At 62.7% G+C, this 26961-nt stretch carries 26 protein-coding genes; 15 read left to right on the forward strand and 11 right to left on the reverse strand.

Annotation, left to right across the window (positions count from 1 at the left end):
- Window positions 1-41 precede the first annotated feature (41 nt).
- From KBY74_RS01870 to KBY74_RS01880, 3 genes are read left to right on the forward strand one after another with little or no spacing between them, the layout of a single operon-like run.
- On the forward strand, window positions 42-1457 hold the full coding sequence (locus KBY74_RS01870; protein ID WP_254941246.1) for a YcjF family protein: 1416 nt from the start codon (window positions 42-44) through the stop codon (window positions 1455-1457).
- Complete coding sequence (gene zupT, locus KBY74_RS01875; protein ID WP_254941247.1) at window positions 1454-2254, forward strand: zinc transporter ZupT; 801 nt, start codon at window positions 1454-1456, stop codon at window positions 2252-2254. The genes KBY74_RS01870 and zupT overlap by 4 nt, the downstream gene beginning before the upstream one ends.
- Window position 2255: 1 nt before the next feature.
- Window positions 2256-3464 carry a DUF4336 domain-containing protein gene (locus KBY74_RS01880; RefSeq protein ID WP_254941248.1) on the forward strand — a complete coding sequence of 403 codons (1209 nt, stop codon included), beginning with the start codon at window positions 2256-2258 and terminating at the stop codon, window positions 3462-3464.
- 42 nt (window positions 3465-3506) lie between these two features.
- On the opposite strand, the gene KBY74_RS01885 is transcribed toward KBY74_RS01880, so the two are convergent.
- Both KBY74_RS01885 and lepB read right to left on the reverse strand, forming a co-directional pair.
- Window positions 3507-3866 (reverse strand): DUF760 domain-containing protein, encoded by a 360-nt coding sequence (locus KBY74_RS01885; RefSeq protein ID WP_254941274.1) that lies wholly within the window; start codon window positions 3864-3866, stop codon window positions 3507-3509.
- A gap of 30 nt (window positions 3867-3896) precedes the next feature.
- A complete protein-coding gene (gene lepB, locus KBY74_RS01890) occupies window positions 3897-4472 on the reverse strand; it encodes a signal peptidase I (protein WP_254941275.1) in 576 nt (191 codons plus the stop codon).
- Window positions 4473-4534: 62 nt separating this feature from the next.
- On the opposite strand from lepB, the gene menD reads away from it, so the two are divergent.
- Genes menD through murF form a run of 6 tightly spaced genes read left to right on the forward strand, consistent with a single transcriptional unit; the run spans window position 4535 to window position 11540 of the window.
- Window positions 4535-6388: a 2-succinyl-5-enolpyruvyl-6-hydroxy-3-cyclohexene-1-carboxylic-acid synthase gene (menD, locus tag KBY74_RS01895; RefSeq protein WP_254941249.1), complete on the forward strand. Its 1854-nt coding sequence runs from the start codon at window positions 4535-4537 to the stop codon at window positions 6386-6388.
- Window positions 6385-7245 carry a 1,4-dihydroxy-2-naphthoyl-CoA synthase gene (gene menB, locus KBY74_RS01900; protein ID WP_254941250.1) on the forward strand — a complete coding sequence of 287 codons (861 nt, stop codon included), beginning with the start codon at window positions 6385-6387 and terminating at the stop codon, window positions 7243-7245. Before menD ends, menB begins: the two co-directional genes overlap by 4 nt.
- Window positions 7246-7295: 50 nt before the next feature.
- Complete coding sequence (locus KBY74_RS01905; protein WP_254941251.1) at window positions 7296-7805, forward strand: L,D-transpeptidase; 510 nt, start codon at window positions 7296-7298, stop codon at window positions 7803-7805.
- Window positions 7806-7845: 40 nt separating this feature from the next.
- Window positions 7846-9318, forward strand: coding sequence for a glycogen synthase GlgA (gene glgA, locus KBY74_RS01910; RefSeq protein ID WP_315859024.1), 1473 nt, complete (start codon window positions 7846-7848; stop codon window positions 9316-9318).
- A 10-nt stretch (window positions 9319-9328) separates the two neighbouring features.
- Window positions 9329-10117 carry a hypothetical protein gene (locus KBY74_RS01915; protein ID WP_254941252.1) on the forward strand — a complete coding sequence of 263 codons (789 nt, stop codon included), beginning with the start codon at window positions 9329-9331 and terminating at the stop codon, window positions 10115-10117.
- 28 nt (window positions 10118-10145) lie between these two features.
- Complete coding sequence (gene murF, locus KBY74_RS01920) at window positions 10146-11540, forward strand: UDP-N-acetylmuramoyl-tripeptide--D-alanyl-D-alanine ligase (protein WP_254941253.1); 1395 nt, start codon at window positions 10146-10148, stop codon at window positions 11538-11540.
- A 114-nt stretch (window positions 11541-11654) separates the two neighbouring features.
- Here the strand turns inward: murF and KBY74_RS01925 are convergent, their stop codons facing one another.
- The 6 genes from KBY74_RS01925 to KBY74_RS01950 are packed head-to-tail and all read right to left on the reverse strand — an operon-like array spanning window position 11655 to window position 17595.
- Window positions 11655-11900 carry a chlorophyll a/b-binding protein gene (locus KBY74_RS01925; RefSeq protein WP_254941254.1) on the reverse strand — a complete coding sequence of 82 codons (246 nt, stop codon included), beginning with the start codon at window positions 11898-11900 and terminating at the stop codon, window positions 11655-11657.
- A 25-nt stretch (window positions 11901-11925) separates the two neighbouring features.
- Window positions 11926-13299 carry a bifunctional UDP-N-acetylglucosamine diphosphorylase/glucosamine-1-phosphate N-acetyltransferase GlmU gene (glmU, locus tag KBY74_RS01930; RefSeq protein ID WP_254941255.1) on the reverse strand — a complete coding sequence of 458 codons (1374 nt, stop codon included), beginning with the start codon at window positions 13297-13299 and terminating at the stop codon, window positions 11926-11928.
- A 44-nt stretch (window positions 13300-13343) separates the two neighbouring features.
- A complete protein-coding gene (aroA, locus tag KBY74_RS01935; RefSeq protein WP_254941256.1) occupies window positions 13344-14678 on the reverse strand; it encodes a 3-phosphoshikimate 1-carboxyvinyltransferase in 1335 nt (444 codons plus the stop codon).
- Window positions 14679-14704: 26 nt separating this feature from the next.
- Window positions 14705-15529, reverse strand: a complete 825-nt coding sequence (thiD, locus tag KBY74_RS01940; protein WP_254941257.1) for a bifunctional hydroxymethylpyrimidine kinase/phosphomethylpyrimidine kinase — start codon at window positions 15527-15529, stop codon at window positions 14705-14707.
- Between the two features lie 39 nt (window positions 15530-15568).
- The gene (locus KBY74_RS01945) at window positions 15569-16018 is read right to left on the reverse strand and encodes an Rrf2 family transcriptional regulator (protein WP_254941258.1); all 450 of its coding nucleotides are present in this window, start codon (window positions 16016-16018) and stop codon (window positions 15569-15571) included.
- A complete protein-coding gene (locus tag KBY74_RS01950) occupies window positions 16018-17595 on the reverse strand; it encodes a UbiD family decarboxylase (RefSeq protein ID WP_254941259.1) in 1578 nt (525 codons plus the stop codon). The genes KBY74_RS01945 and KBY74_RS01950 overlap by 1 nt, the downstream gene beginning before the upstream one ends.
- 52 nt (window positions 17596-17647) lie before the next feature.
- On the opposite strand from KBY74_RS01950, the gene KBY74_RS01955 reads away from it, so the two are divergent.
- The 5 genes from KBY74_RS01955 (at window position 17648) to sds (ending at window position 22200) form a co-directional block, all read left to right on the forward strand.
- A complete protein-coding gene (locus KBY74_RS01955; RefSeq protein WP_254941260.1) occupies window positions 17648-18403 on the forward strand; it encodes a 2-phosphosulfolactate phosphatase family protein in 756 nt (251 codons plus the stop codon).
- Window positions 18404-18468: 65 nt separating this feature from the next.
- On the forward strand, window positions 18469-19287 hold the full coding sequence (locus KBY74_RS01960) for a carbon-nitrogen hydrolase family protein (protein WP_254941261.1): 819 nt from the start codon (window positions 18469-18471) through the stop codon (window positions 19285-19287).
- An 8-nt stretch (window positions 19288-19295) separates the two neighbouring features.
- On the forward strand, window positions 19296-20384 hold the full coding sequence (locus KBY74_RS01965) for an N-acetylmuramoyl-L-alanine amidase (protein WP_254941262.1): 1089 nt from the start codon (window positions 19296-19298) through the stop codon (window positions 20382-20384).
- Window positions 20381-21205, forward strand: a complete 825-nt coding sequence (gene murI, locus KBY74_RS01970; RefSeq protein WP_254941263.1) for a glutamate racemase — start codon at window positions 20381-20383, stop codon at window positions 21203-21205. The genes KBY74_RS01965 and murI overlap by 4 nt, the downstream gene beginning before the upstream one ends.
- A gap of 23 nt (window positions 21206-21228) precedes the next feature.
- On the forward strand, window positions 21229-22200 hold the full coding sequence (sds, locus tag KBY74_RS01975) for a solanesyl diphosphate synthase (protein WP_254941264.1): 972 nt from the start codon (window positions 21229-21231) through the stop codon (window positions 22198-22200).
- Between the two features lie 14 nt (window positions 22201-22214).
- Here the strand turns inward: sds and KBY74_RS01980 are convergent, their stop codons facing one another.
- A complete protein-coding gene (locus KBY74_RS01980) occupies window positions 22215-22862 on the reverse strand; it encodes an HAD family phosphatase (RefSeq protein ID WP_254941265.1) in 648 nt (215 codons plus the stop codon).
- Between the two features lie 134 nt (window positions 22863-22996).
- On the opposite strand from KBY74_RS01980, the gene acs reads away from it, so the two are divergent.
- On the forward strand, window positions 22997-24979 hold the full coding sequence (acs, locus tag KBY74_RS01985) for an acetate--CoA ligase (RefSeq protein WP_254941266.1): 1983 nt from the start codon (window positions 22997-22999) through the stop codon (window positions 24977-24979).
- Here the strand turns inward: acs and KBY74_RS01990 are convergent.
- Complete coding sequence (locus tag KBY74_RS01990) at window positions 24976-26679, reverse strand: bifunctional diguanylate cyclase/phosphodiesterase (RefSeq protein ID WP_254941267.1); 1704 nt, start codon at window positions 26677-26679, stop codon at window positions 24976-24978. The genes acs and KBY74_RS01990 overlap by 4 nt on opposite strands.
- A 23-nt stretch (window positions 26680-26702) precedes the next feature.
- The coding region (locus tag KBY74_RS01995; protein WP_254941268.1) for an FIST C-terminal domain-containing protein at window positions 26703-26961 on the reverse strand (259 nt) is incomplete at its 5' end.

Below are 26961 nucleotides of genomic sequence, written 5' to 3' on the forward strand. Positions count from 1 at the left end.
CTAGAGATGCATCAGCTTGTCCAGCGCCGTTGACGCCGCCGGTGACCCTCCCCCAGCTCGCCGGGTTAGCCATGGTCCGCCAGGCCATGCCCACGACCATCAAACCTTGGCTGCCGGCTATCGGCACCGGGGTCATGGGCTGGTTTGCCCTCGATGGGCTGCTGCGGTTGAGTCACCTGCCCATCGCCTCTGGCCTCACCTTGGCTGGCCTGGGCCTGGGTGCTTCGCTGCTGCGCCGCCGCCAACCCCGGGGGCCAGCCCCTACGGATGTGCCCGGCTGGCTGGGGCGCCTGGAGCAGCTTGAGGGCCAGTTTTTACGGTTGGCAGCGGAGCCAGCCCCAGCCAAGGCTGAGCTAGCCAGCCGGATGCGCAAGAACCAACTGGCAGCCCTGCGCCAGGAGCTGGATCGGCAGGGCTTGCAGTTGGCCTTAGTGGGTACCTGTCCTCCGGCTCTGGCTCTGCAACCAGATCTGATCGAGGCCCTGCGTGGTTCCGAGATCCTGCAGCTGCACTGGGCCCACCCCTTGCCGGCATGGAGCAACGATTGGTCTTGGCCTGAAGCATTTGCTGCCTGCGACCTGCTGATCCACCATCTGCGCACTCCTCTCTCAGCTGCCGATCTGCGCTGGCTCGAGGCCCTACCCGCCGCTCAGCCCGCCTGGCTGCTGGTGGAATTCAGCAGAGGTGACCAGACTCTCGAAGGTCTGGCAGCTGAATTGCGCTCCCAGCTTGGACAGGATCTTTCCCAGCGTCTGCTCTTTTGGAATGGCCTGCCCACGACTCTTGCAGCCAGCATTTCGCCCCTAGCCCGGCACCTCGCCAGTGCCGGAGCGGAGCTGCGCCGCGGCCGCCAGCTGCGTCGTCTTGAGCAATTGCATGGTCTGTGGCAGTGCGAGCTCGAGCAGCTGCGGCGGCAGCACTTTCTGCCACTTCAGCGGCGCACCCAATGGCTGGTGGCGGCTGGTGTGGTGGCGGCGCCCCTGCCCAGCCTCGACCTGCTGGTGCTGGCGGTGGCTAATGGCTTGATGCTGCGCGAGATGGCTCGCCTCTGGGATTGCCCCTGGACTTTCGAGCAACTGCAGGCAGCCGCTAGTGAGCTCGCCAAGGCAGCCCTCGCCCAGGGGGTGGTGGAGTGGAGCAGCCAGCTTCTTACTGGCCTAGTCAAATTGCATGGCGCCACCTGGCTGGTGGGGGGGGCGTTGCAGGCGCTCAGCGCTGCCTATCTCACCCGGGTTGTGGCCAGGTCCATGGCTGACATGTTGGCCCTCTCGGCGGGGGTGAGCGAGCCGGATCTCGCCGAGATCAAACGCCAGGCACCCCTGTTGGTGGCCAAGGCAGCGGCGGCTGAAAAACTCGACTGGCCTGCCTTTCTCGAGCAGGGCCGGCAATGGCTTCGCAACCTGCCCCCTGCCGGCATGGACAGCTCAGAACTGATGGCAGCGGAGCCAACCCCTTGATTGCCATCGATCAGCGGGTGCTGTATGCCTTTCTACTCACCCTGGCAGCCGGTCTTTGCACCGGGCTCGGTAGTTTGCTTGGCCTGGTGTCGAGGCGATTCAGCCCAAAGTTGCTCAGTTTGTCGTTGAGCTTTTCGGCTGGCGTGATGATTTTTGTCTCCTTTGTGGAGATATTTCCCAAGGCCAGGCAAGCGCTGGCCCTTGGGCTTGGAGCCACTACGGGCTATGCGGTCACCGTGCTGGCGTTTTTTGCTGGCATGGTGGTGATTGCCTTGATCGACAATGCCCTACCCAGCCATGATCTGACCCTTCCTGAGGCCAACTTTCCCAGGGCCCAGTCCCAGACCTTGCTCCGCACAGGTTTGTTTTCGGCCCTGGCGATTGGAATCCACAATTTTCCAGAGGGTTTAGCCACCTTTGTTGGTGCCCTCTCAAGTCCCAAGCTTGGCATCAGCATCGCCATTGCCATCGCCATCCACAACATTCCCGAGGGCCTGGCGATTTCAGCTCCGGTGTATTACGCCACTGGGAGCCGCCGCACTGCTTTTTGGGTGTCTTTCGCCTCAGGGCTTGCTGAGCCAATCGGTGCAGTGGTGGGCTACGTCTTTTTAAGAACATTCCTCAGCGACACGGTGATGGGCTTGGTTTTTGCCAGCGTCGCCGGACTGATGGTTTACATCTGCTTCGACGAATTGCTGCCTGCCGCCCAGCGCACCGGGGCCCATCACCACGTGATGATTGCTGGCCTCACGGCAGGAATGGTGGTGATGAGTGTCAGCTTGGTGCTGCTGGCCTGAGGTGAACCAGCTCTCCAGCCGAGATCAAGCTGCGCCGGGCGCAGATCAGAGCTGGCCCTGGTGGCCGCTGTTGCCGCTCTACCCCTACGGACGCCGCCGCACCTTGGTGCGCGAATTGATCCTTGGCCAGGTCTGGAGTTTCGAGCAGCTCCAAGGGGTGTTTTACGTGGCAGTGCCGATCCGGATGACGGTGGTGCGTGTGCGGGGTGGTCTGTTGCTCTATGCCCCCGTGCCACCCACTGGAGAGGTGCGGGCAGCTCTTGCCGAGCTGGAGCACCGCTACGGGCCCGTTTGCACGATCGTGCTGCCCACCAGCTCTGGCCTCGAGCACAAGCTGCCGGTGCCGGCGATGGCAAGGGCGTTCCCCGCTGCTGAGGTGTGGGTGACACCACGGCAGTGGAGCTTCCCCTTGCCGCTGCCGCTGGCTTGGCTGGGGTTCCCGGCCCAGCGCACCCGGGTGCTGTTTGAGCAGGGGCTTCCCCATGCCGATGAGCTGCACTGGCTACCGCTCGGGCCCCTAGACCTAGGCCTGGGCACCTTCATGGAGGCGGCCTGCCTGCACCGCGCTAGCGGTTGCCTGTTGCTCACCGATGCCCTAGTGGCCATCAGTGAGCAACCCCCAGAGCTATTTGATGCCGATCCAACGCCGCTGCTTTTCCATGCCAGGGATCGCGGTGATGCGCCCTTGCTCGACACTCCTGATTGCCGCAGACGGGGCTGGCAGCGACTGGTGTTGTTTGCCTCCTATCTCCGCCCAGATCATTTGCAGGTTCCTGGCATCAGGGAGTTGCTTGCCGGCCTGCTGGCCGCGGGGGTGCGCTCGCCGCGGGCCTATTTCGGCCTCTATCCCTTCCGCTGGCAGGAGGGTTGGCAGGCTGAATTTCGGAGTTTGGTGCCCGGCCCTGAGGCCGCACTACTGGTGGCGCCTGTCTTGGAGCGGTTGGTCTTTCCACGCTGCCGGGCCGCCCTGGTGACGTGGATCCGCACCTTGGCTGGCCAATCCGAGATCCGCTGGCTGGTGCCGGCCCATTACGAGGCTCCCGTGGCTTGCAGCCCTCAGCGTCTAGGGGAGCTTGCAGCCTGCCTGGAAGGGCGAGATTGGGCACCAGATAGGGGCAGCTGGGCCTACCTGAGCGGCATTGACAAAACACTCCTGCGCTTTGGAGTGGTGCCGGAGCAGCCCGCAGAGTCTGGGCCAGGGGGTTCTTGACCAGGTGATTCTGGCTTAGGGGTTTACTGAGTTTGAGCTAGCTCAGAGCCTGAGCTCGCCTGGGTCGGCATCGAGATCGCTGTCCAGATCTCCGCAGCCCAACAGGCTCGTGTCCAGTTCCATGCGCTGTTCCATCTGGCGCAGGAAATAACCGGTCATCATCGCCGAAGCCAGTAGGCCAGCGAGGTTTTCTCGGTTGGTCTGAATCTTGACCTCGAACTGCTCGCCGGGGAGCATCCCCAACAACCCTTGGACGTTGTGGCGAATGATGTCCTGGATGTCGCCACTGGCTGAGCGCGCAACCCTTTGCAGCACATCAGGAGACTGCTCCTGCAGGTACTGAATCAACGAGTTACCGCTGATTGCTTCGTTATCGGTGGTCAGGAACTCCGGGTTGAACATCGCCGGCGTGCGCTGCATCCGGATTGCACCTTACCCCAGCTCATTCGTCGTACCAGGGGGGTGGCCCATGGCGGAGATCCGTAACCAGCCAAACCGATTGAGGGGCCAGTAGCGAAGCACCGCCGTGCCGATCAAGGCCTTTTGAGGCAGGGGCCCCCAGAGGTGGGAATCCAAGCTGGCATTACGGTTGTCGCCCAAAACAAGCAGATGGTCTGGGGGCACAGTGAGGGGTTCCAGCTGGTAGTCCATCGGTTCAGCAGACCAATCGATCGCCGCCTTGCTGCCGTTGCGCCAAAGCACACCATCGCGCACCTCCACTTCATCACCAGCTTGTGCCACCACCCGCTTGATCAGGGCCGCCTTGGGGTCGTAGCCAGCGGCTATTAGGGCTGTGGGGGGATGGAAGACCACCACGGTGCCGATCGGTAGGGGGCGATGCAGCCGGGCGCGCAGCTTCTCCACCAGCACCCGATCCTGCAGTTGCAGGGCCGGGAGCATTGATCCCGAGGGAATCCAGCGGGGTTCCAGCACCGCCCAGCGCAGCACCAGGGCCAGCAAGACCCATGCCAGCACTGGCACCACTTGGCGGCGCAGGGTTTCGACCAGGCTGGGAGTGCTGCTGCGGGGCGAGGACGACAAGGGAGCAGGGGAGACTGGTCCAGTCCATCATGAACCGCCCTGGCGTGGAGTTGGCCCGTCGCAATCTCGAGGCGGCGCTGCTGCTACTGAAGGCCCTGATGGGCCAGGGGCTCAGCCAGGCTGTGTTGTGTCCTGGCAGTCGCTCCGGTGCCCTGGCCCTGGCCCTGGGGGTGCTCGAGCCGCGCGGGCTGGCGCTGTACACCGCCATTGATGAGCGCTCTGCCGCTTTTTTTGCCTTGGGATTGGCCAGGGCGACTGGAAAAGCTGTTGCTGTTGTCACTACCTCGGGCACCGCTGTGGCAAACCTGCTGCCCGCCGCGGTGGAAGCGGACTATGGCGCCATCCCCCTATTGCTGATCAGTGCTGATCGCCCCACCCAGCTCAAGGGCTGTGGGGCAAACCAGACCGTGAACCAGGAAAGCTTTCTGGCCGCCAGTGTGCGCTGGTTTGGCCAGGGCGATGGCACTGGACTGGCTGCCATGACAGACGCTGCCATCGCCGCCCTGGCTCGCCAGGCATGGTCTGCCACCCGGCCCCCTGCCCTGGCCCCGGGGCCAGTGCACCTCAACCTTCCCTTTGCCGAACCTCTACATGCGGACGGTCCGGCGCTGCTTGAGGCCATCGCCGACGGTTCTCTTGAGACACCTTCCCTTTCGTCAAGATCACCGTCATTTGCCGAGACCGCCCTGAGTGCTGCTGGATCAGGGATACAGGAAACGCCCTTCAGCCCCGCTCCCGATCCAGACCAGCCAGGCGTGGTTGTGGCTGGTCCCTGGCGCGGCCTGCCCCAGAGCTGGCCTGGTTATGTGGAGGCTTTGCTGCGCTGGCAGCGGCGCACGGGCTGGCCCGTGCTGGCCGATGGACTCAGCGGGCTGCGGGGGTTGGCTGACCTCGATTTGATCAGCAGCTACGACCTACTGCTCGAGGCTCCTGAACCCATGCTGCGTTCAGCCCAGGTGCTGCGCCTTGGCCCCTTGCCTGCCAGCCGCCGCCTACAGCGCTGGCTGGCCGATCGAAACCCTCTCCAGTGGCTTGTCAGTGAGGGCGAGCCGAGATGTCTTGATCCGCTCGGCAGCGGACGGCTCGGCAGTGGATGGCACGGCAGCGGATGCCAGCAGAGCGCAGCCGGTTTGGCCGCCTGGAGCGCCAGCTTGCCTCCATCTTTTTGGGCCGGCGGCCCCAGCGCCGAGGCCCTGCAGTTTGGGTCTCGCTGGCGGCAGCGGGAGCAGCAATTACAGCTTTGGCTAGATCAGCAACTGGCCAGCGGTGATGGGGCAGAAACTGGTGTTAACGAGCTTTGTTTGGCGCGCCAGCTGGGGCTCTTGCTGCCTGCCGGCTTGCCGCTGGTGCTTGCCAACAGCAGCCCCGTGCGCGATTGGGAGAGCTTCGCTAACCCCGCAGCCCCCTGGCGACCGGTTTATGGGTTTCGAGGGGCATCAGGCATCGATGGCACCCTGTCGATCGCCTGCGGGGTCGCAGAGGCCCATGGCCAGGCGGTGCTGCTCACCGGTGATCTGGCCCTGCTGCATGACAGCCATGGCTGGCTCTGGCAGCGCCAACTAAAGGGGCGACTCACCGTGATCCTGATCAATAACGGCGGTGGCGGCATCTTTGAGCAGCTGCCAATTCGCACCACGCCTGAGCAGGCCCTGGATTTCGAGAGGCTGTTTGCCATGCCCCAGCAGCTTGATCACTTGGCTTTGGCTGCAGCCCATGGCGTGCCGGGGCGCAGGGTGGAGCAGCTCGCTGACTTGCCATCCCAGCTGGACTGGGCGCTGAATCAGCCGCTGGCACTGCTTGAGCTGGTGAGCGATCGCCGCGCCGATGCACTCAGACGCCAGACCTTGCGCAGAATGGCCGCCCAAGCCCTGATGCAGTCTTGAGCCCTTCCTCCCCGACCCCGTCAGCGGTGCAGTGGCAGCCCGCCGGCTCCTACGAGGACATCCTTTTTGACCTGTGCGAGGAGGGGATCGCCCGCATCACGATCAACCGACCCCACAAGCGAAACGCCTTCCGGCCCCGCACCGTGCAGGAGCTTTGCGACGCCTTTTCCCGAGTTCGCGACAACCCTCGGGTTGGGGTGGTGTTGTTTACCGGAGCCGGCCCAGCGGCTGATGGTGGCTGGGCCTTTTGCGCTGGCGGCGATCAAAGCGTGCGCGGCGATGGGGGCTATCTCGACGAGTCGGGTTTGCCCCGTCTCAATGTTCTGGACTTGCAACGCCTGATCCGCAGCTTGCCGAAGGTGGTGATTGCCCTGGTGGCCGGTTACGCGATCGGTGGTGGCCAGGTGCTGCACCTGCTTTGCGATCTGAGCCTGGCGGCTGAGAACGCCGTATTTGGCCAGACTGGACCACGGGTGGGCAGTTTTGATGGCGGCTTTGGCGCCGGCTACCTGGCCCGGCTGGTGGGCCAGCGCAAGGCACGGGAGATTTGGTTTCTCTGTCGTCAATACGGGGCCGACCAGGCTTTGGCCATGGGCTTGGTGAATGGGGTTGTGCCCCTTGATCAGTTGGAGCAGGAGGGGATCAGCTGGGCGCGCGAGGTGATGCAGCACAGCCCGACGGCGATCCGCTGTCTCAAGGCTGCCTTCAACGCTGAAACCGACGGATTAGCAGGAATTCAGGAGCTGGCCGGCCAGGCCACCCATCTCTTTTATCGAACAGCGGAGGGCCAGGAGGGGCGCAATGCCTTCCTTGAGAAGCGACCGCCAGACTTCTCCGATGCTCCCTGGTTACCTTGAAAACAGACGGATTTCATCTCAGGGCAGTGGGTTGTTTGGGGCTGCTGCCTTTGCTTCCGCTCTTGCTTGTGGGAGCCGACTTAATTGCGCCACCCCTTGCCGTTGCAGCTGGAGAGCCATCTCAGCATCGTCGGCTCGTCCTTGACCGGCGCCAGCGCCAGTTGTTGGTACTAGAGGGCAACCAGGAGCGCAAACGCTTTCCAGTGGGTGTCGGCCGGCCGGGCTGGGAGACCCCGGTGGGTCAGTTTTCGGTTATCGAGCTAGCGGTAGACCCCACCTGGGAGCACCCAGCCACCGGCCAACGCATCCCGCCTGGACCTGCCAACCCCCTTGGCAGCCGCTGGATTGGCTTCCACCGCGACTGCAAGGGCCGCGCCGGCTTCAACGGCAGCGAGCACCTTGTGGTGAAGGGTTGCGTCAGCGCTGGCTTCCACGGCACACCCCAGCGGCACAGCGTGGGCCAGGCCGTTTCCCACGGCTGCGTGCGCCTACTGGATGAGCATGTGCGGGAACTGTTCGATCTGGTGGAGATGGGCACCCCCGTGACGGTGCTGCCCTAGCGACGCCCGTAGAGTTGCGCCCACCTCCGGTAACTCTGGGATGCGGGTCTTGTTTGCGGCAGCCGAATGCGCGCCGATGATCAAGGTCGGGGGCATGGGAGATGTGGTGGGTTCCCTGCCCCCGGCCCTAGCCGCCTTAGGGCACGACGTACGCATCATCTTGCCGGGTTACGGCAAGTTGTGGTCGAAGTTGAAGGTTTCGCCCGAACCCATCTGGCGGGGCCACACGATGGGCAATGACTTCGCTGTCTTTGAGGCCCGCCATCCAACCAACGGCCTGATTCTCTATTTAGTGGGCCATCCGGTGTTTGATCCGGAGCGCATCTACGGCGGTGAAGACGAGGATTGGCGCTTCACTTTCTTTGCCAGCGCGACTGCGGAATTCTGCTGGCATCACTGGAAACCTCAGGTGCTGCACTGCCACGACTGGCACACCGGGATGTTGCCTGTGTGGATGCACCAAGACCCGGAGATCAGCACCGTTTTCACAATCCACAATCTCAAGTATCAGGGACCTTGGCGCTGGAAGCTTGATCGCATTACCTGGTGTCCCTGGTATATGCAAGGGGACCACACGATGGCGGCGGCCTTGCTGTATGCAGATCGGGTCAATGCGGTGTCTCCCACCTATGCGATGGAGATCCGCACGCCCCAATACGGCGAGCATCTAGATGGCTTGCTGAATTTCATCAGTGGCAAGTTGCGCGGCATTCTCAACGGCATTGATACCGAAGACTGGAATCCAGCCACTGATGCCAGCCTGCCAGCTCAGTTTTCGGCTGCGGATTTAGCCCCCCGTGCCGTTAATAAGCAGGCCCTCCAGGAGCGCTTTGGCCTGGCTGTGAATCCCCGCTCCTACCTAATGGGGATGGTGAGCCGGCTAGTCGATCAAAAAGGTGTCGACCTGCTGCTGCAGGTTGCTGATCGGGTGTTGGCCTACACCGACAGCCAGGTTGTTGTTCTCGGCACGGGGGATCGCACCTATGAGTCGGGGCTATGGCAGATGGCAGCGCGCCATCCCGGCCGCTTCGCCGTTTTCCTCACCTACGACGACGCCCTCTCTCGGCTGATCTATGCCGGCAGCGACGCCTTCTTGATGCCGAGCCGCTTTGAGCCCTGCGGTATCAGCCAGATGCTGGCGATGCGCTACGGATCGATTCCGGTGGTGCGGATGGTGGGCGGTCTGGTGGACACCGTGCCCCCCAACGACCCCCTGGCTGGCAGCGGCAACGGCTATGGCTTCGACCGTTATGAACCAATCGACTTTTACACGGCGATCGTGCGCTCCTGGGAGGCCTATCGCAATCAGGCCAGTTGGCAGGAACTCCAGCGCCGGGGCATGGGCGTGGACTTCAGCTGGGCCCGCTCGGCGCTCGAATACGACGCCATGTACCGCGACGTTTGCGGGGTAAAGGAGCCAACACCTGAGGCTGCCGCCGTTGAGCGTTTCTCCCAGGGTCAAGATGCGGACCCCAGCCGGCGGGGTCTGGCTTCCCTGCTGAAGCGTCGTTGAACCTCTTTTGGTGACGCCACCCACCTCAGCCCCCGACAGATCGGGCCGCTCGGAGCCACCAGCTCCCTATCCGGCCCTTTACGAAGAACCTTGGGGGCGTCTTGCCGTGGACCTGCGTGCCGCCTTGGCCAGCACGGTGCTCAAGCTGCGGGAGCTGGTGCGCCGCAACCGGGAGGGAGATTTATCCGTGCCTGGCTTTTGGCCCCAAGGGCTTGCGGCCTTTTTTTGGCCGGTGCTGCTAGCCCTCAGCCTGGCTGTATTGGCGTGTTTGCTGACGCTGCTGATAAAAACTGTCTTCTATAGCCCCACCCCCAGCCCAACCACTTTTGATATCGCGGATAGTGCAGCCTCTCAACCAGTTGTTGAACAACTTGCTGAACGACTTGCCCCCCGTTCTGACCTGCCGCTCCCGCAGGCCCTAGGCCAGCCAGCTGCTCGCTCTGTTGGTCCAGCGCCAAGCTCCCCTGAGCCTCCTGAGCTTGCAGAGCCTGCTCCTGCCGTGCGCCTTGAGCTAGACCCCCTGCTGGCCCTGCTCTCAAACGATGACCCCGATGGCAGCATTTCTTCTGCGCTCCCCCACCCTGAGCAGGGGCTGCTCGACCTGGAGCTGTTTAGTACCTGGGCAGGCTTGCCATTGCAGCGACGCCAGCAGCAAGCCGATCTCTGGCTGCAGCGCAGCCGTGAGTTGGGTTATGAGCGTCTGCGCCTGGTAGCCCCTGGCGGCAATCTGCTGGCTCAGGCCGCCCGGGTGGGTAGCGGCATGGTGCTGTTGGAGGCGGAGACAATTCCTCAGGCATGATCCTCCGCATCGCCCCCGACTGCCGACGATGAGTCTGCGTTTAGCCCAGTTGCAGGAGCTCTGGGGTCAACCCGCCACCGGCCCCCTGGCCGTGGATCAGGCGGAGCTGAAGCTTGCCCCCCAGGCCATCTGCACCGATAGCCGCCAACTCAGCGGCGGCGACCTTTTTCTGCCGCTGATTGGCGAGCGCTTCGATGGCCATGGCTTCCTTGCCGCTGCCCTTAAGGCGGGTGCAGCCGCTCTCACAGCCCAGGCGGGCCACCTTGCGCCAGCCTCCCAGGCCAGTGTGTTGGCTGCTGCTGCCGCAGCTCACGTGCCCCTCTGGCTGGTGCCGGACACCCTGCAGGCTTACCAGGACCTGGCGGGTCTCTGGCGCCTGCAGCTTGCAGCGCCAGTGGTGGCGGTGACCGGTTCTGCCGGTAAGACCACCACGCGGGAACTTATCCGTAGTGCCCTGGCTCCGCTTGGGCCGATTTGGGCCTCTAGCGGCAACGAAAACAACGACGTAGGCGTCCCCCTGACCTTGCTTGGCGCAGGCCCTGATCAGGCGGCCTTGGTTGTGGAAATGGGCATGCGGGGCCTCGGTGAGATCGAACGGCTGAGTCGCTGCGCCAGCCCCGATGTGGCAGTGATCACCAACATCGGCACAGCCCACATCGGCCGGCTTGGCAGTCGCGAGGCAATCGCAACGGCTAAGTGCGAAATCGTGGCTGGTTTAAGGCCCGATGGCTTGGTGGTGATCCCGGCTGGTGATCCCCTGCTGGACCGTGCCCTGGCCAGGGTGTGGTCTGGCCGGGTAGTGCGGGTTGCCCTGCAGGGAGAAGGCTATGAAGCTGCCGCAGATCTGGTGGGCAGCCTTGATTGCCAGGAGGAGATTCTGGAGTTGGCCGGAGTGGCCCTGCCCGTGCCGCTAGAGGGAGTGCATCACGCCCGCAACCTGATGCTTGCCATGGCGGTAGCTCGAGAGCTCGGCCTTGAGCCTGAGCGTTGGCGGCCCCTACAGGTGGATCTGCCCGGAGGACGCAGCCGCCGTTTGCAGCAAAATGGCTTGCTGATACTTGACGAGACCTACAACGCCTCACCGGAGGCGGTGCTTGCTGCCTTGGAGCTGCTGGCCCAGCAGCCTGGCCGCCGCTTCGCGGTGCTCGGCACGATGCTCGAGCTGGGCGAGCAGAGCCTCGCTCTGCACCGCAGCGTGGCCGAGCGGGCAAGGCAACTAGACCTTGATGGGCTGGTGATCGTGGACCAGGGCGAGGAAGGGGCGGCCATGGTTGAGGCGGCCACTGGCCTATCGCGTTTAAGGCAGGTGGATTGCCCGGAGGCTGCGGCCGAGCCATTGCAGCAATGGCTGCAGCCTGGAGATGTTCTTTTGCTCAAGGCCAGCCGGGGTGTTGCTCTGGAGCGCTTGATCCCCCTTCTTTAATAGGGCTCGCCGGGCTCGACACGATCAGCCATGATGCTCAAGGAGCAGCATTTCACGATGTTGTGCCTTCGGGCGAAGGTCCTGGGTGGTGGTTCACTCGGGACCTTTCTGCTCTCAGCCCAAATACCAATGCAACATGGCGGCCAGCTGGCCCACCATGCCCTTGCCGGTGAGAAGCTCGCCGACGATTGCTGCGGCAAAGCCCAGCATGGCCATCCGCCCGTTTAATAATTCCACCCCGGCCAAGGCAGCCTTGTTCCAGGGTTTGGGGCTGGTCATGCTCTCGCCAAACCGTTCTACCGGCTCGTAGAGAAAGCCATCCTTATCTGGTGAAGCCGCAGGACGCCTGTCGCGATTCATAAAAGCTGGGGAAGATTGGCGCAGCCTATGGGGTTTGAGGGCTCGGCTGGTTTAACTGGGTGGACCAGTTTTCCTTGACGAGCTGGCGAGCACGGCCCAAGGCGAGCGAGCCGGCCGGCACGTCTTTAGTGATCGTCGAGCCGGCACCAACGGTGACGTTTTCGCCCAGGGTCAATGGTGCTACAAGCACGGAATTTGCCCCGGTTTTGCTGCCGGCACCCACCACGGTGCGGTGCTTGCGCACACCGTCGTAATTGGCGGTGATTGTGCCTGCTCCCACGTTCACGCTAGCGCCCAGATCTGCGTCGCCGATATAGCTGAGATGGTTTACTTTCACTCCATTGGCAAGACTGCTGTTTTTCACTTCCACAAAATTGCCGATGTGACAGTGCTCTGCCAATGAGCTGCCGGGGCGTAGCTGGGCGAAGGGGCCAATGGAGCAGTGATCAGCAACCTGCACTTGGCGCAGCACTGAATAGAGCACGGTCACACTTGCTCCCAAGCTGCTGTCTTCGATCAAGCAGCCGGGCCCGATGCGGCAGCCATCGCCGATGGAGCTGCTGCCGCGGAAGTGGCATTGGGGTTCAACAACAACATCCTGGCCAAACCGGCAGTCCTCGCTGAGGGTGCAGCTAGCTGGATCCACAAAACTCACACCCTCAGCCATCCAGTGGCGCTTTAGCCGCTCCTGCAGAGCCGTCTCGCATTGGCTGAGCTGAAGCCGGTCGTTGATACCGGCGATTTCGTCAGCATCAGCCACTTCTCGGTGCATGGCCGGCTGGAGCAGGGCCACCGTGTCGGTGAGGTAGAGCTCGCCTTGGTCGTTGTCGGTGGTGAGCTTGGGCAGCACCTCGGCCAACTTGGCCCAGTTGAAGCAGTAGATACCGGCGTTGGTGAGGTCGTTGAGACGCTGCTGGTCGTTGCAGTCGCGGTGCTCCACGATCGCGCTGACGGAGCCGTTGGCATCGGCAAATACTCGCCCGTAGCCACTGGGATCGTCCAGCCTGGCCGTGAGCAGAGTCACGGCAGCGCCACTGCTGCGGTGTTGCTCCAGCAGGGCCGCAAGGGTTTGGGGGCGTAGCAGCGGCACGTCGCCATTGAGCACCAACAGATCGCCGCTGAAGTTATTTAGCGGTTCGAGCAGTTGCTGCACGGCGTGGCCAGTGCCGTTCTGGGGCTGTTGCAGCACGAATTCAAGGCCGCTTAGGCCCTGCAGCTGCTGCTCCACCCGCTCGGCCTGGTGGCCAACGATCAGCAGGCGCCGCTCTGGCTGAAGCTGCTCGCAGCTCGCCAGTACCCGCTCCACCAGGGTGGCGCCGGCTAGGGGCTGGAGCACCTTGGGCAGGGCGCTCTTCATGCGGGTGCCCTTCCCTGCGGCCAATACGGCAACGGCGAGCATGGGCAGGTGGTAACGACTGGCCGGGAATCTACGTGGACTACCTATCAACTTGCCTGCTGCTTGAGGCGGGCTAGGTCGTCCCAGAAGCCCGGATAGGAGACGGCTGCCGCTTCCGGCCGGTGCAGCAGGGTGTCCCCCCGGGCGATGCCGGCAGCAACCGCCAGACTCATGGCAACCCGGTGGTCGGTTTCACTGTCAACCTCTGCGCCGTGCAGTTCGGTGCAGCCACTGATAGTCATGCCGTCTGCGAATTCCTCGATGCGGCCGCCCATCTCACCGAGCTGCCTTGCCATGACCGCGAGGCGGTCTGTTTCCTTGACCCGCAGCTCCTCAGCGTCACGAATACGGCTGATGCCCTGGGCGCAGCAGGCGGCTACCGCCAGTACTGGGATTTCATCCACGAGCCGGGGGATCAGTTCGCCACCGATATCAAAGGCTTGCAGCGGGCCGTGGCAAACCCGCAGGTCTCCCACCGGCTCTCCGGCCACATCCCGGAGGTTGAGCACGCTTATTTGGGCGCCCATCTGCTCCAGTACCTCGAGGATGCCGGTTCGGCTGGGGTTGAGCCCCACGTTCTGCACTGTGATCTCAGCGCCTGGGGTGATGGCACCGGCCACCAGCCAGAAGGCGGCGGAGCTGATGTCACCTGGCACTACCACCGCTTGACCTTTGAGCGTTTGCCCCGGGATCAGGGTCACAACCGTGTTACCCGCACCGCCCACAGACAACTCGGCGCCGAAGGACCGCAGCATTCGTTCGCTGTGATCGCGGCTCTGGGCCGGTTCGATCACGGTGGTGGGTCCGTCAGCGGTGAGGGCGGCAAGCAGGATGGCGCTCTTCACCTGGGCTGATGCCACCGGGGTGTGGATGGTTGTGCCGTGCAGGGGCTGGCCCTGCACCGCTAACGGTGCGAAGTTGCCGTCGCCGCGGCCACAGATCTGGGCACCCATTTGGGCCAGGGGAGCTCCGACCCGCCGCATCGGCCTGCCCCGTAGGGAGCCATCACCAGTGAGCACGAAGTGGCGGCCAACCCGGCCTGCCAGCAGCCCCAGCATCAGCCGCATGGTGGTGCCCGAGTTGCCGCAATCGAGCACATCGCCAGGTTCCTGGAAGCCATCAAGGCCGGCGCCTTGCACAGTCACAGGCTGGCCTGCCTGAATCGGCGACACCTCCACTCCCATGGCCCGCAGGCAGGCGGCCGTACTGAGCGGGTCCTCCGCTGGTAGCAAGCCCTCGATGCGCGTTTCTCCTTCTGCGATAGCCCCAAACAAAAGGGCCCGGTGAGAGATTGATTTATCGCCGGGTACCTGCACGGTTCCCACCAGAGTGCCGCCGCCAGCCAGGCTGAGCGGGGCGGATTTAGCGGCGGAATGGGCCACGAAGCACTGACGGCAGTTGGCCGATCCTATGGAGCGCGCCGCTGCCCGACTGATCCATAGGCGTGCCAGTGGCATAGAGGACCGTGACCAGCGCCAATGGCGAGGGCGGAGCGCAAGCCGCCTTCCACGTAGCGCTTGGCCTCGATCACTGCCTCCTGAAGGGATCTCCCGAGGGCCCGCTGGGCGGTGATCGCTGCCCCTAGTGTGCAGCCACTGCCGTGGGTGTGGGTGGTGCTGATTGGCGCGTGGCTGAGCCACTGCCCTGGGGCATGGCGCTGCAGCAGGAAGTCGCGGCCGCGCAGCCCTGGCCGGCCGCCGCCCTTGACCAGCACCGCTGCTGACCCCAGCTCCAGCAGGCTCTGCGCCGCTTGCTCAACCGCACGCTCCAGATCGGTAGCTGCCTCGATCGTCACGCCGCTGAGTAGCTGGGCTTCATGCAGGTTGGGGGTGAGCAGCTCGGCTTGGGGCAGCAGCAGCCGGTAGGCAGCGATGGCGCTGGGTTCAAGAAGCACTGAACCTGCCCGCGACACCATCACCGGATCGATCAACTTCGGGATCGTCAGCGGCGCCAAGGCGGCAGCAGTGGCCTCAATTAGGCCGACATTGAGCAACATGCCGGTTTTAAGGGCCGCTACCGGCAGGTCTGTGCTCACCGCGGTGATTTGGGCGCTAAGGGCCTCTGGCGACAGAGCGTCCACGCGGCTGACACCTGTGCTGTTCTGGGCGGTGATGCAGCTGATGGCCGAGCAGCCGTACACCTTCATGCTCGTGAAGGTCTTGAGGTCGGCCTGGATGCCGGCGCCGCCGCTGGAATCACTGCCGCCGATTGTCATAGCGATGGAGGGAGTCATCGGCTTGCTCCAGCAATGAACTGTGGGGAGGCCCATGGCTTAACCAAGCATCACCCCACCCTCGCCATCGGATCCGGCCACGGCGCTGCGCAGGTCGAACAGCAGGTCTTCGAGACTGAGTTCCGCCAGCGCCTTCTGTCGGACCCGCTCTAGCCGTAGGTGCAATGCATTGGTCACTTGATCGGCTGGAGAGTTGGCCGGCTCCGACGTTGCAAGCCGGTGCGGACTGTCTGTCAAAGCTTCGCCAAGCCCCGCCAAAATCAGCTCCATTGAAATTGCCCGGGCTGGCCTGCTAAGTCGGTACCCCCCCACCCGACCTCGCCTCGCCTCCAGTAGTCCGGCCCGCCGTAGACGCAGCAGCAGCTGCTCAAGCATTGGCTCGGGTAACTGTTGGGCCGTGGCCAGCGCGTGGGTTGACTGCCAATCCAAGGGCCTTGCTGCCAGCTCCAACAGGGCCTTAAGAGCATGGCTGGCCTGGCGAGAAAGCATTACGCCTTAGCCGTTGCCCGCCCCGCCAGCCGCTCCAGCACGTGCTCCAGGGTGTAACCAAATAGGGCTGGATCTGGCTCGTCCTTACCGATATCTGCCAAGCCAAGCTCGGCCCAACGGGCATCGAGCCTGGACTCCAGCTCGGCGGGACGGCTAAGCGGTTCGCCCCAGGGGTGGCGCTTCTCCGGACCAATCTTGGTGGTGGCATCGATCGCCAGCCTGCCGCCCAAGCCCAGGCGCTCGCTGGCGAAATCGAGGCTGTCAAAAGGGGTGTCTTCGAGCACAAACAAATCCCGCTGCGGATCCACTTGGGCACTGATCGCCCAGATCACTTGGCGCGGGTCGCGGATGTTGATGCTTTTATCCACCACCACAACAAATTTGGTGTAAGTGAACTGGGGCAGGGCGCTCCAGAAGGCCATCGCCGCCCGCTTGGCTTGGCCTGGATAGGCCTTATCGATGGCAATCACAGCCAGTTTGTAGCTGAGCCCCTCCATCGGCAGAAAGAAATCGACGATTTCAGGGATCTGCTGGCGCAGGATCGGCGTGTAGATGCGGTTTAGGGCGATCGCCAACATGGCGTCTTCCTTGGGGGGCCGGCCACTGAAGGTGGTGAAGTACACCGGATCACGTCGCTGGGTGACGCACTGGATCTGGACGAGGGGCGAATCTTCGACGCCGCCGTAGAAGCCCATGTGGTCGCCAAATGGTCCGTCAGCCAGCTCAGAGCCAGGGGTGATAGTGCCTTCCAGCACCACCTCACTGTGGCTCGGTACCTCCAAATTCACCGTTTTGCACCTAGCGAGCCGGACGCCCTCGCCGGCGTAGATGCCAGCAAATAGCCACTCGCTCAACTGCACCGGGATCGGCGTGGCGGCCGCCATCACCAGCAGCGGATGCACGCCGATGGCAATGGCGATTTCAAGCTTTTTGCCCATCGCCGCCGCCTTGCGCAGGTGGCGGGCGCCACCGCGCACGCTCAGCCAGTGCACGGTCATTGAGTTCAGCGACTGTTGTTGCAGCCGGTACACGCCCACATTGGGTGTGCCAGTTTCTGGATCCTTGGTGATCACCAGGCCCAGGGTGATGATCCGGCCGCCGTCGCCGGGCCAGGGCCGCAGCAGGGGCAGGGCATCAAGATTCACCGCCTCGCCCTTAAACACCTGCTGGTGACAGGGAGGGGTGAGGTCGAGATCGGGCCGGGCTTTGATCACATCCAGCAGCACCGAGCCAAAGCGCAGCGCCTCCCTGGCCCCTTTAGGGGGTCGGGGTTGCTGCAGCAGGGCCAGGCGCTCGCCGAGCCGTTCCAGCTCCTCTGGTTGCTCCATGCCCATGCTCCAGAGCACCCGCTCCTGGGTACCCAGCAGGTTCACAGCCACCGGCATGGTGGAGCCAATCACATTTTCAAACAACAGGGCCGGGCCGCCAGCTGCCAGCACCCGGTCGGCAATCGCTGCTAATTCCAGGTCTGGATCCACCGGCGCGGTGACGCGCCTCAGCCGACCCCGTTGGTCCAGGAGGTCGATGAAGCCGCGCAAATCCCGGCGACTGCGTTGACTAATTCCCTTATTCGGCATCGACTTTTATGAGCGGTGACTACTGTGACGCACCTGAACTGGGGCCGCGGCTGTGCAAATTTCCTACTTCCACTCCTCTGAATGCGTGCCACCCGTCAGGTCCCTGGCGGAGGGTGGGCCAGATGCGGCAGTAGTTATCGACGTTCTACGGGCAACGACCACGATTGCTTGGTCCTTGCAGAACGGAGCTGAGGCGATCGAGGCCTTCGCCAGCCTGGAGGAGCTTGAAGCAGCAGCGGCTGCCTGGCCGGCGCAGCAGCGACTGCGTGCCGGTGAGCGAGGCGGCCAGAGGGTGGCGGGCTACGACCTAGGTAACTCTCCCCTTGCGGTAACCCCCGAGCTGGTGGGTGGCAAACGCATATTCATGAGCACCACCAATGGCACCCGCTCCTTAGCGGCCGTCAAGTCGGTGCCTCTGTTGCTGACGGCCTGTCTCCCCAACCGCACCGCAGTAGCACGGCGTTTGCTTGATCAGGAGTGCTGCCGGGTCTGGATCGTGGGCAGTGGCTGGGAGGGCGATTACTCCCTCGAAGACAGCCTCGCTGCAGGTGCCGTTGCTTCTGCGGCGATTGAGATGGCGGTGGCTCCCCATATCGGTGTGAGCTTCGGCAACGACGAAATGCTGGCGGCCCTTGCTCTCTGGCAGCAGTGGCACCTCGATACCGAGACCTGCTTGCGCACTGCAAGTCACGGCCAGCGCCTGATCAATCTCGGCGACCATGACGCCGATTTTGCTTGCTGCGCAGCTGTCGACAGCCTGCAACTAGTGCCCTTTCAGGCCGAACCCGGGGTGCTGAAGGCCAGTTGATCCCAGCTGCGCGAACCGCCTCCTGGCAGTTCCTTTAAAGTTTGACGGACTGGTTGGGGCAGTGAGTGGGCAGTTTTCTGGCGGCAGCTGTGCAACTCACCAGCACCCCGGATCCGGATGCGAATTTCGCTTCAGCGGAAGAACAGATCGAGCTGGCTGCCCGTCGCGGCGCTGAGTTGGTCGGGCTCCCCGAAAACTTCGCTTTCATGGGGGAGGACGAGCAGCGCCTTGAGCTGGCCCCATCGTTGGCGGAGCGCTGCAGCAGCTTCCTTGTCACGATGGCGCGCCGCTATCAAGTGACCTTGTTAGGCGGAGGCTTCCCCGTCCAAGCTGGACCAGGGCAGACCTTCAACCGAGCTGAGTTAGTGGGAACGGAGGGCCAGCTGCTGGCTCGCTACGACAAAATCCACCTCTTCGATGTGGATTTGCCCGACGGCAACACCTATCGGGAATCAGCCACGGTGCAGCCCGGAGACCAACTGCCCCCGGTAGTTGATGTGCCCGGTCTTGGCAGGATTGGCCTGTCGATCTGCTACGACGTTCGCTTCCCTGAGCTTTATCGCCACCTGGCCCAGGCAGGGGCTGATGTTTTGTTTGTGCCCGCAGCCTTTACCGCTTTTACCGGCAAGGACCACTGGCAGGTGCTGCTGCAGGCCCGGGCGATTGAAAACACTGCCTACGTGGTCGCCCCCGCCCAGACGGGCCAGCACTACGGACGCAGGCAGAGCCACGGCCATGCCTTGGTAATCGACCCTTGGGGCACGGTGCTGGCAGATGCTGGCGTAAGTGTCAGCGCTGCCATTGCCCCGATCGATCCGGTCCATGCCCAGAGGGTGAGGGCCCAGATGCCCAGCCTGAGGCACCGCCGGCCGGCCCTGTTCTGACTGTCCCGATGCCCTGGTCCGTCAGATTTCGGTGGACTGCTGCTTTTGCAGCGGTTGCTTTGGTGCTGGCTGATCTGCCGGCCTGGGCTTCTTCCCTGGCGGCCTGGCGCGTCTCCCGCAGTGGCCAGCTGGAATTACGTACCAGTATCGATGTACGCCCCCAGGCCTTTTTCGAGGCTGGTACAGGCTTTAGGGGCCCCCGGGTCTGGGTAGACCTCCCTGGTGCCCCATCGCGCACACGCACTGTGCGAGGCAGTGGTGCCTTGCGTGAGGTACGGATTGGTCGTCCGGATGGCTTCACAACCCGCCTGGTGCTGGAATTTGCGCCAGGTACCCAGCTCGATCCCTCTGGCCTGCGCCTGGTGGGCACCTCCCGCGACCGCTGGCGCATGGAGTTGCCGGGTCTTGGCAACCAAGCTGGGCTTGGCCTCGGCGAGGGAGACCTCGATGCTGTCGCCAGCTTTGGCGCCGATCAGCAGACCTTCTTCCCCACCGCAGCTACGCCCCTCTCCGCCGATGGCTTGCCGGTTGTGCCCCGGGGCCGCTTCAAGGTGGTGATCGACCCTGGCCATGGGGGCCCCGATCCAGGTGCCGTCGGCATTGGTGGCCTACGGGAAACCGACGTAGTGCTTGATGTTTGTCTGCAAATCGCCCGGCTATTGCAGGCCCGCGGCGTCCAGGTGTTGATGACACGCACCTCCGAGGTGGACGTTGACCTGCCTCCCCGGGTGGCCCTGGCCAACAGCAGCGGTGCCGATCTGTTTGTGAGCGTGCACGCCAACGCCTTGAGCATGGCCCGTCCCGATGTGAATGGCATCGAGACCTTTTTCTTTGAGGGTGCGGGATCGCCCTCCCGTCGCCTGGCTGCGGCCTTGCAGGAGCAAATGGTGGCCATTTCCCCTGGCAGTCCAGATCGCGGCGTGCGCACCGGACGCTTTTTCGTGATCCGCCGCACGGTTATGCCCTCTGCTCTTGTTGAGATGGGCTTCGTCACCGGTGAACTCGATTCCCGGCGCCTCGCCGATGCCAATTTCCGTCGTCGCATGGCTTTAGCTCTGAGCGCTGGGATTCTTAACGCCCTGCAGGGTCAGCCATGAGCGCTTTGGTGGGGCTATTTGACAGCGGCTTGGGGGGCCTCACGGTGCTGCGGCGACTTCAGGAGCGCTATCCCCATTCCTCCTGCCTTTATCTCGGGGATACGGCCCGGGTTCCCTACGGCCAGCGCAGCGTCGCCGATATCCGCTCGATTGCGGCTGAGGTGGTGGGCTGGCTGCGTCACCAGCAGGTGGGGGTTCTGGTGATGGCCTGCAACACCTCCAATGCCCTCGCTCTTGATGTGGCCGTGGCGGAGGCCGGCGTTCCCGTGGTGGGCCTGATCGACAGTGTTGCTGCCGACCTAAACAGCGAGTGCGTGGGGGTGTTGGCTACTCCCGCCACAGCCGCAAGCGGTGCCTATAGGCGGGCAATCCATGCCTGCCGGCCCCACACCTCTGTGCTCGAGGTGGGCTGTCCCACCTTCGTGCCCTTGATCGAGGCCGGTGATCTCCAGTCTCCAGCCCTGATAGGGGAAGCCAAGGCATACCTGGAGCCCCTACTCGCAGCCGGTGTCGACACGGTGGTGCTGGGCTGCACCCACTACCCGATGCTGCGCCCCTTGCTCACGGCCCTACTGCCTCCCCATGTGCGGCTTGTTGATCCAGCTGAATCGGCGGTACGGCGCCTAGGGCCCCTTTTGGCAAGCATGGGCGGCATGCCGGAGGGCGAACTCGCAGCGGTGGAGGTGGTGACCCCAGCCGAGCGCACCCGGGTCTGCGTCAGTGGATCTGCGGAGGCCTTTGCCGACGGGGCGAGCCGCTGGTTGGGTTACCGGCCTGCCGTTGAGCGGGTGGACCTGCGGTCGATGGGGCGAGCCTTCTAGGATCACGCCACGGCGGAGGTGTTGTGGCAACGGTTGCAGAGCTGCTCCAGCCCGTAGAGGCTGACCTAGATGCCCTGCTGGCCGACCTGCGCAGCCTCATAGGAGCTGGCCATCCAATTTTGCAGGCTGCAGCAGAGCATCTGTTTGCTGCAGGTGGTAAGAGGCTGAGACCCGGCATTGTGCTCTTGCTATCGCGGGCAGTAGCCCCCGACGGTGAGCTGGGGCCCCGCCACCGCCGCCTGGCCGAGATCACTGAAATGATCCACACGGCTTCGCTTGTCCACGACGACGTTGTCGATGAGGCTGCAACCCGGCGCGGAGTTGACACGGTGCACAGCCGTTTCAACCATCGAGTGGCGGTGCTTGCGGGGGATTTCCTTTTTGCCCAGGCCAGCTGGCATTTGGCCAATCTCGATGATCTCGAGGTGGTGAAGCTGCTCAGCCGGGTGATCATGGATTTGGCAGACGGCGAGGTGAAACAGGGACTTTTCCGCTACGACACCGGCCAGAGCTTCGAGACATACCTCGAAAAGAGCTACTGCAAGACAGCCTCGCTAATTGCAAATAGCGCTAAGGCAGCTGGCGTACTTACCGGTTTGCCAGGAGCCCAGCTCGATGATCTTTATCGCTTCGGCCGCCAGTTGGGTTTGGCCTTCCAGGTAGTTGACGACATTCTCGATTTCACTGGCAGTGATCAGCAGCTCGGCAAGCCAGCTGCAAGCGATCTGGCCTCTGGTTACCTCACCGCTCCGGCCCTTTATGCACTGCAGGAGCGCCCTGCCCTAGCCGGCTTGATTGAACGGGAATTTTGTGAGGCAGGTGATCTCGAGCAAGCCCTTGAATTGGTGAGGGGTTGCGAGGCCATCCCCCGCACCCGGGCTTTGGCTGAAGGCTTCGCCCAAGAAGCAGCTGAAGCTTTGGAATGGCTAGCCCCCTCCGAACCGCGCAGCGCCCTGCGGGCCCTGCCTGATTTCGTCCTTAGTCGCCTCTACTGACGCTGCTCAGCCAGCTACCAGCGCACATCTCTGAGCGAATTGAGTCGGGTCACCCCAGCTGGTGTGGCTTGGCTGTCCGCTTCGCTGGGGACAAGGGCATACACCTGACAACCGGCGGCCACTGCGGCTTCGATGCCGGCGGCTGAATCTTCGAAGGCCCAGCAGTCGCGAGGATTGCAGCCAAGGCGTCTAGCTGCGAGCAGAAATGGGTCCGGTGCCGGTTTGCCCGCAGCCAGGGCTGGATCATCGCCGTAAACCCTTACCTGGATCAGCTCTAGCCATCGGTGGGGTGCAGCCTTACGACGCACGGCGTCCTGGGAGCTGCTGGTGACCAGGGCCATGGGGACGTGGTGATCCCTGCAAATCTGCACTAGTTCGGCGGCGCCGTCCATTGCGGCAGCGGTGGGCACCAAGGCATCCGCCAGGGGTTGGCGCACGGCCAGCAAAGCCTCACTACTCGGGGGATTGGAACCTGAAGCTGCGATCCAGCGGCATACCAGGGCAGCACAATCCAACCGGCGCTGGCCCCGCAGCCTGAGCAACTGTTCAGCACCGAGCTGGCAACCAAAGTGGGCGGCGGCCATATGCCAGGCCCTGGCCTGCAGTGGTTCGGTGTCTAGAAGCAGGCCGTCGAGATCGAACAGGCAGGCGGCAGGACCCATCTATCTATCCTGCATCACGACGGCCCATTACATGCCGGTGCACGGAGCATGTGACTTCGGCGCCAGCTGGTTAAAATTTTCTTTGGCATCTGCCAGTTAGAGACCGCCCGTCAGCATCCGCCTGTCTGCCACCCATGCCTGATGCCACAACGGGCCCGACGATCGAATCGGTGCTTCAGGAGCAGCGGTTGTTTGCGCCCCCAGCTGAGCTGGCCGCCTCGGCCCGCATTGGCTCTCTAGATGCCTACCGGGCCCTATGCAGCAAGGCTGAATGTGATCCCGATGGCTTCTGGGGCGACCTTGCCCGTAGTGAGCTGCACTGGTTTGACCCGTTCGATTCGGTGCTCGATTGGAGTGATCCGCCTTTCGCCAAGTGGTTTGCGGGGGGCACCACCAACCTGAGCTTCAATTGCCTCGATCGCCATCTCGATGGCCCTCGGGCCGATAAGACCGCCCTGATTTGGGAAGGGGAGCCCGGCGACAGCCTCAGCTTTACCTACCGCCAACTGCATGCCGAGGTTTGTAAGGCGAGCAATGCACTAAAAGCTCTTGGCATCGGCAAGGGGGATCTAGTTGCCCTTTACATGCCGATGATCCCGGAGGCAGCCATTGCCATGCTGGCCTGTGCCCGCATTGGTGCCCCCCACTCAGTGGTATTTGGCGGCTTCTCGGCCGATGCCCTGCGGGATCGCCTGATCGATGGCCAGGTGAAGGCGGTGATTACCGCCGATGGCGGCTTCCGTAAGGACAAGCCCGTGCCCCTTAAGCCCGCGGTGGATGAGGCACTCGCGGCAAATGGCGGCGCACCCAGCGTTGAGCATGTGCTGGTGGTGCAGCGGATTAAGGGCGACTGCGCCATGGCCACCGGTCGGGACCACTGGTGGCACGAGCTGGTGGATGGGCAGAGCGCCGAGTGCCCCGCCGAGCCCATGGCCAGCGAAGACCGCCTATTTGTGCTTTACACCTCTGGCTCCACCGGCAAACCCAAGGGGGTCGTACACACCACCGCCGGCTACAACCTCTGGGCCCACCTCACCTTCCAGTGGATCTTCGACATCCGCGAAGACGACATCCACTGGTGCACCGCCGATGTGGGTTGGATCACCGGCCATAGCTACATCCTCTATGGCCCGCTTTCTAACGGCGCCACCACGGTGATGTACGAGGGTGCTCCCAGGCCGAGCAAGCCAGGCGCCTTCTGGGAGGTAATTCAAAAGCATCGCTGCACAATTTTCTATACCGCCCCAACGGCAATCCGGGCCTTTATGAAGGGAGGCCGAGCCGTGCCGGATCAATACGACATGAGCTCGTTGCGAATCCTGGGCACCGTGGGTGAGCCAATCAATCCCGAGGCCTGGATGTGGTATCGGGATGTGATCGGTGGCGACCGCTGCCCGGTAGTGGATACCTGGTGGCAAACCGAGACCGGCGGCGTGATGATCAGCCCCCTGCCCGGCGCCACCCCCACCAAACCCGGCTCCTGCACCCTGCCCCTGCCGGGAATCGCCGCCGACATCGTCGACATGGACGGCGTTTCCCAGCCAGCTGATGCCGGTGGCTACCTGGCGGTACGTAGGCCATGGCCAGGAATGATGCGCACCGTGCATGGCGATCCGGAGCGCTTCCGCAAGAGCTACTGGGAGGAGATCAGACCCGCCGATGGCTCCTACCTGTATTTCGCCGGTGATGGCGCCCGACGTGACTCCGACGGCTACTTCTGGGTCATGGGCCGGGTTGATGACGTGATCAACGTGAGTGGTCACCGACTCGGCACGATGGAAATTGAGAGTGCTCTGGTGAGCCATCCCACCGTGGCTGAGGCGGCGGTGGTGGGCCGTCCCGATGAGCTCAAGGGTGAGGGGATTGTGGCCTTTGTGACCCTGGAGGCGGGTCGCTGCGGCGATGACGCCCTGGTTGCCGAGTTGCGGGCCCATGTGGGCAAGGAGATCGGCCCGATCGCCAAGCCAGATGAGATTCGCTTCACCGATTCCCTGCCTAAAACCCGCAGTGGCAAAATCATGCGCCGCATCCTGCGGGCCCTGGCCTCCGGCCAGGAAGTGACTGGTGACACCTCCACCTTGGAGGACCGTTCCGTACTGGATGCCCTAAGGGTTTAGGGGGTTAAGGGGGCCTGGCGAAGCGGTTCGATGAAGTCGACGTCCGTTGACTCAATGCTGATCGGGCGTCCAAACCAGTATCCCTGGCCGTAATCACAACCCAATTCGCGCATGCGTTCCAGCTGGTGCTCATTTTCGACCCCTTCAGCAACTACCTCCAGTTCGAGAGCTTTGGCGAGAGAGATGATTGTGGTTGCAATCACTTCATCTTCTGAATTGCTTCCCAATCCACTCACAAACGAACGATCAATTTTAAGAGCACCTACGGGAAATCGCTTTAGGTATAGCAATGATGAATACCCTGTCCCGAAATCATCGATGGCCAGGCGTAAGTCAAGATCTCGTAGTGCATTGATGGTCGCTACTGTCGATTCAATGTCGTCGACCAAAGTTGTTTCCGTGATCTCTAGGTAAACACTAGTTGGCTTGATTCCTGTTGATTCTAGGATTTCTTTGATATGTACCTTCACCCGTGGGTCGGCAAGACTGCGGGCAGACAGGTTTGAAGACAACCTCAGATTGCCTAGGCCGTGAATCTGCTGCCACCTAGTGATGGCAGCGCAGGCGCTCGCAAAAACGCACATGTCGATCGCCTGGATCAGGCCACTGTCCTCGGCTTGTTCCAGAAATGCGGCTGGCATCAGCAGCCCCAGTTGGGGATGTTGCCAGCGCACCAGGGCTTCAAAGCCCGTGAGGGTTTCGTCGGCAAGGCGGAAGATGGGTTGTAAAAAGGTTTTGATTTCCCCGTTTTGCACCGCGTTGCCAAGGGCCTCCTCTAGTGAGAGACGTTGTTGGGCTTGCAGACGCATGGTCGAATGAAAGCTCGAGTGGCGACCACGGCCTAAGGCCTTAGCCTGATACATAGCCATGTCCGCGTTTTCCAGCAGAGTTGATGGGCTTTCTCCTAGTTGGGCAAAGCTGATGCCGATCGACACGGTGTGGCTGAGTTCTGAGCCAGCAACCTTGAGGGGCTGGCGGATTGCCGCGATTATCCGGCTGGCCAATTGACTGGCATCATCTCTGTGGCTTGTACGAATTATAACGATAAATTCATCTCCCGATAGACGACCGACTAGATCGTCATGGCGAACCACGTGTTTTAGGACACGACTGACGTGAATTAGTAGTTGGTCGCCGGCGCTGTGTCCATAGGCATCGTTGATCCACTTGAAGCGATCTATATCGATAAAAAGCACCGCGGTCAAAAGAGAGTTGTCTACAGACAGATGATCAAGCGCCGCCTGCAGGCGATCCAGCACCATGCGCCGATTGGGCAGACCAGTAAGGGCGTCATGAGTTGCTTGAAGAAGGGCGTCCTTACGTGCCTGTCTTTCCGATGTAACAGCCCTTAGTATTTTTATACTTAGTTCGATGCTGCGGGCCATTGCTCGCAGCAGGGAACGCTCCTCCAAGTCAAAACGTTCACCTAGGCGGCCCACAAACAGCAGGTCCATTGGACCCATTGGAGCCCAACAGGTGCGGAGGATGCCTGAACGAATAGTGATATCGCTGGGTTGGTTGTTTAACTCCCCCAGAAGCAGTTGCTGGTCCTGTTCTGATAGCCCTATGCACCAGTTAATTGATTGATCGCAGATGATTGCAGCCACCTCGGCATCAACGGATTCAGCCACCCGGTTGAGCACATTGCGGAGATTATCTGGATCCTCCGTGGAGAAAGCTGAGAGGATCTCCGAAAGCATGTGCAGGGACCAGGAGGTCTCCATTAGCCGATCGCCAGTGTTACGAGGGTTTGGTTATGAAAGCCTCCTGCGCCTTTGGTGCGGGCAATTTCTCCATAGGTATAGAACCCTGCCATCGGTACGGCTCCGCAACTACTGGTGATTAAATCAGTTTCTTCATGTACTCGTTCTTCTGTAAATACTGCCCTTCGTGAGACGCAGTCGAATAGCAGTAAGCCAGCCGGCGGAACCCCGTTTAGGGCATCCACAGCCGTAATGCAGGACTGAGCCGCCGCATTAAGA

The sequence above is a fragment of the Cyanobium sp. A1C-AMD genome (genome assembly GCF_024346495.1).
GTDB classification, from domain to species: Bacteria; Cyanobacteriota; Cyanobacteriia; order PCC-6307; family Cyanobiaceae; genus Cyanobium_A; species Cyanobium_A usitatum.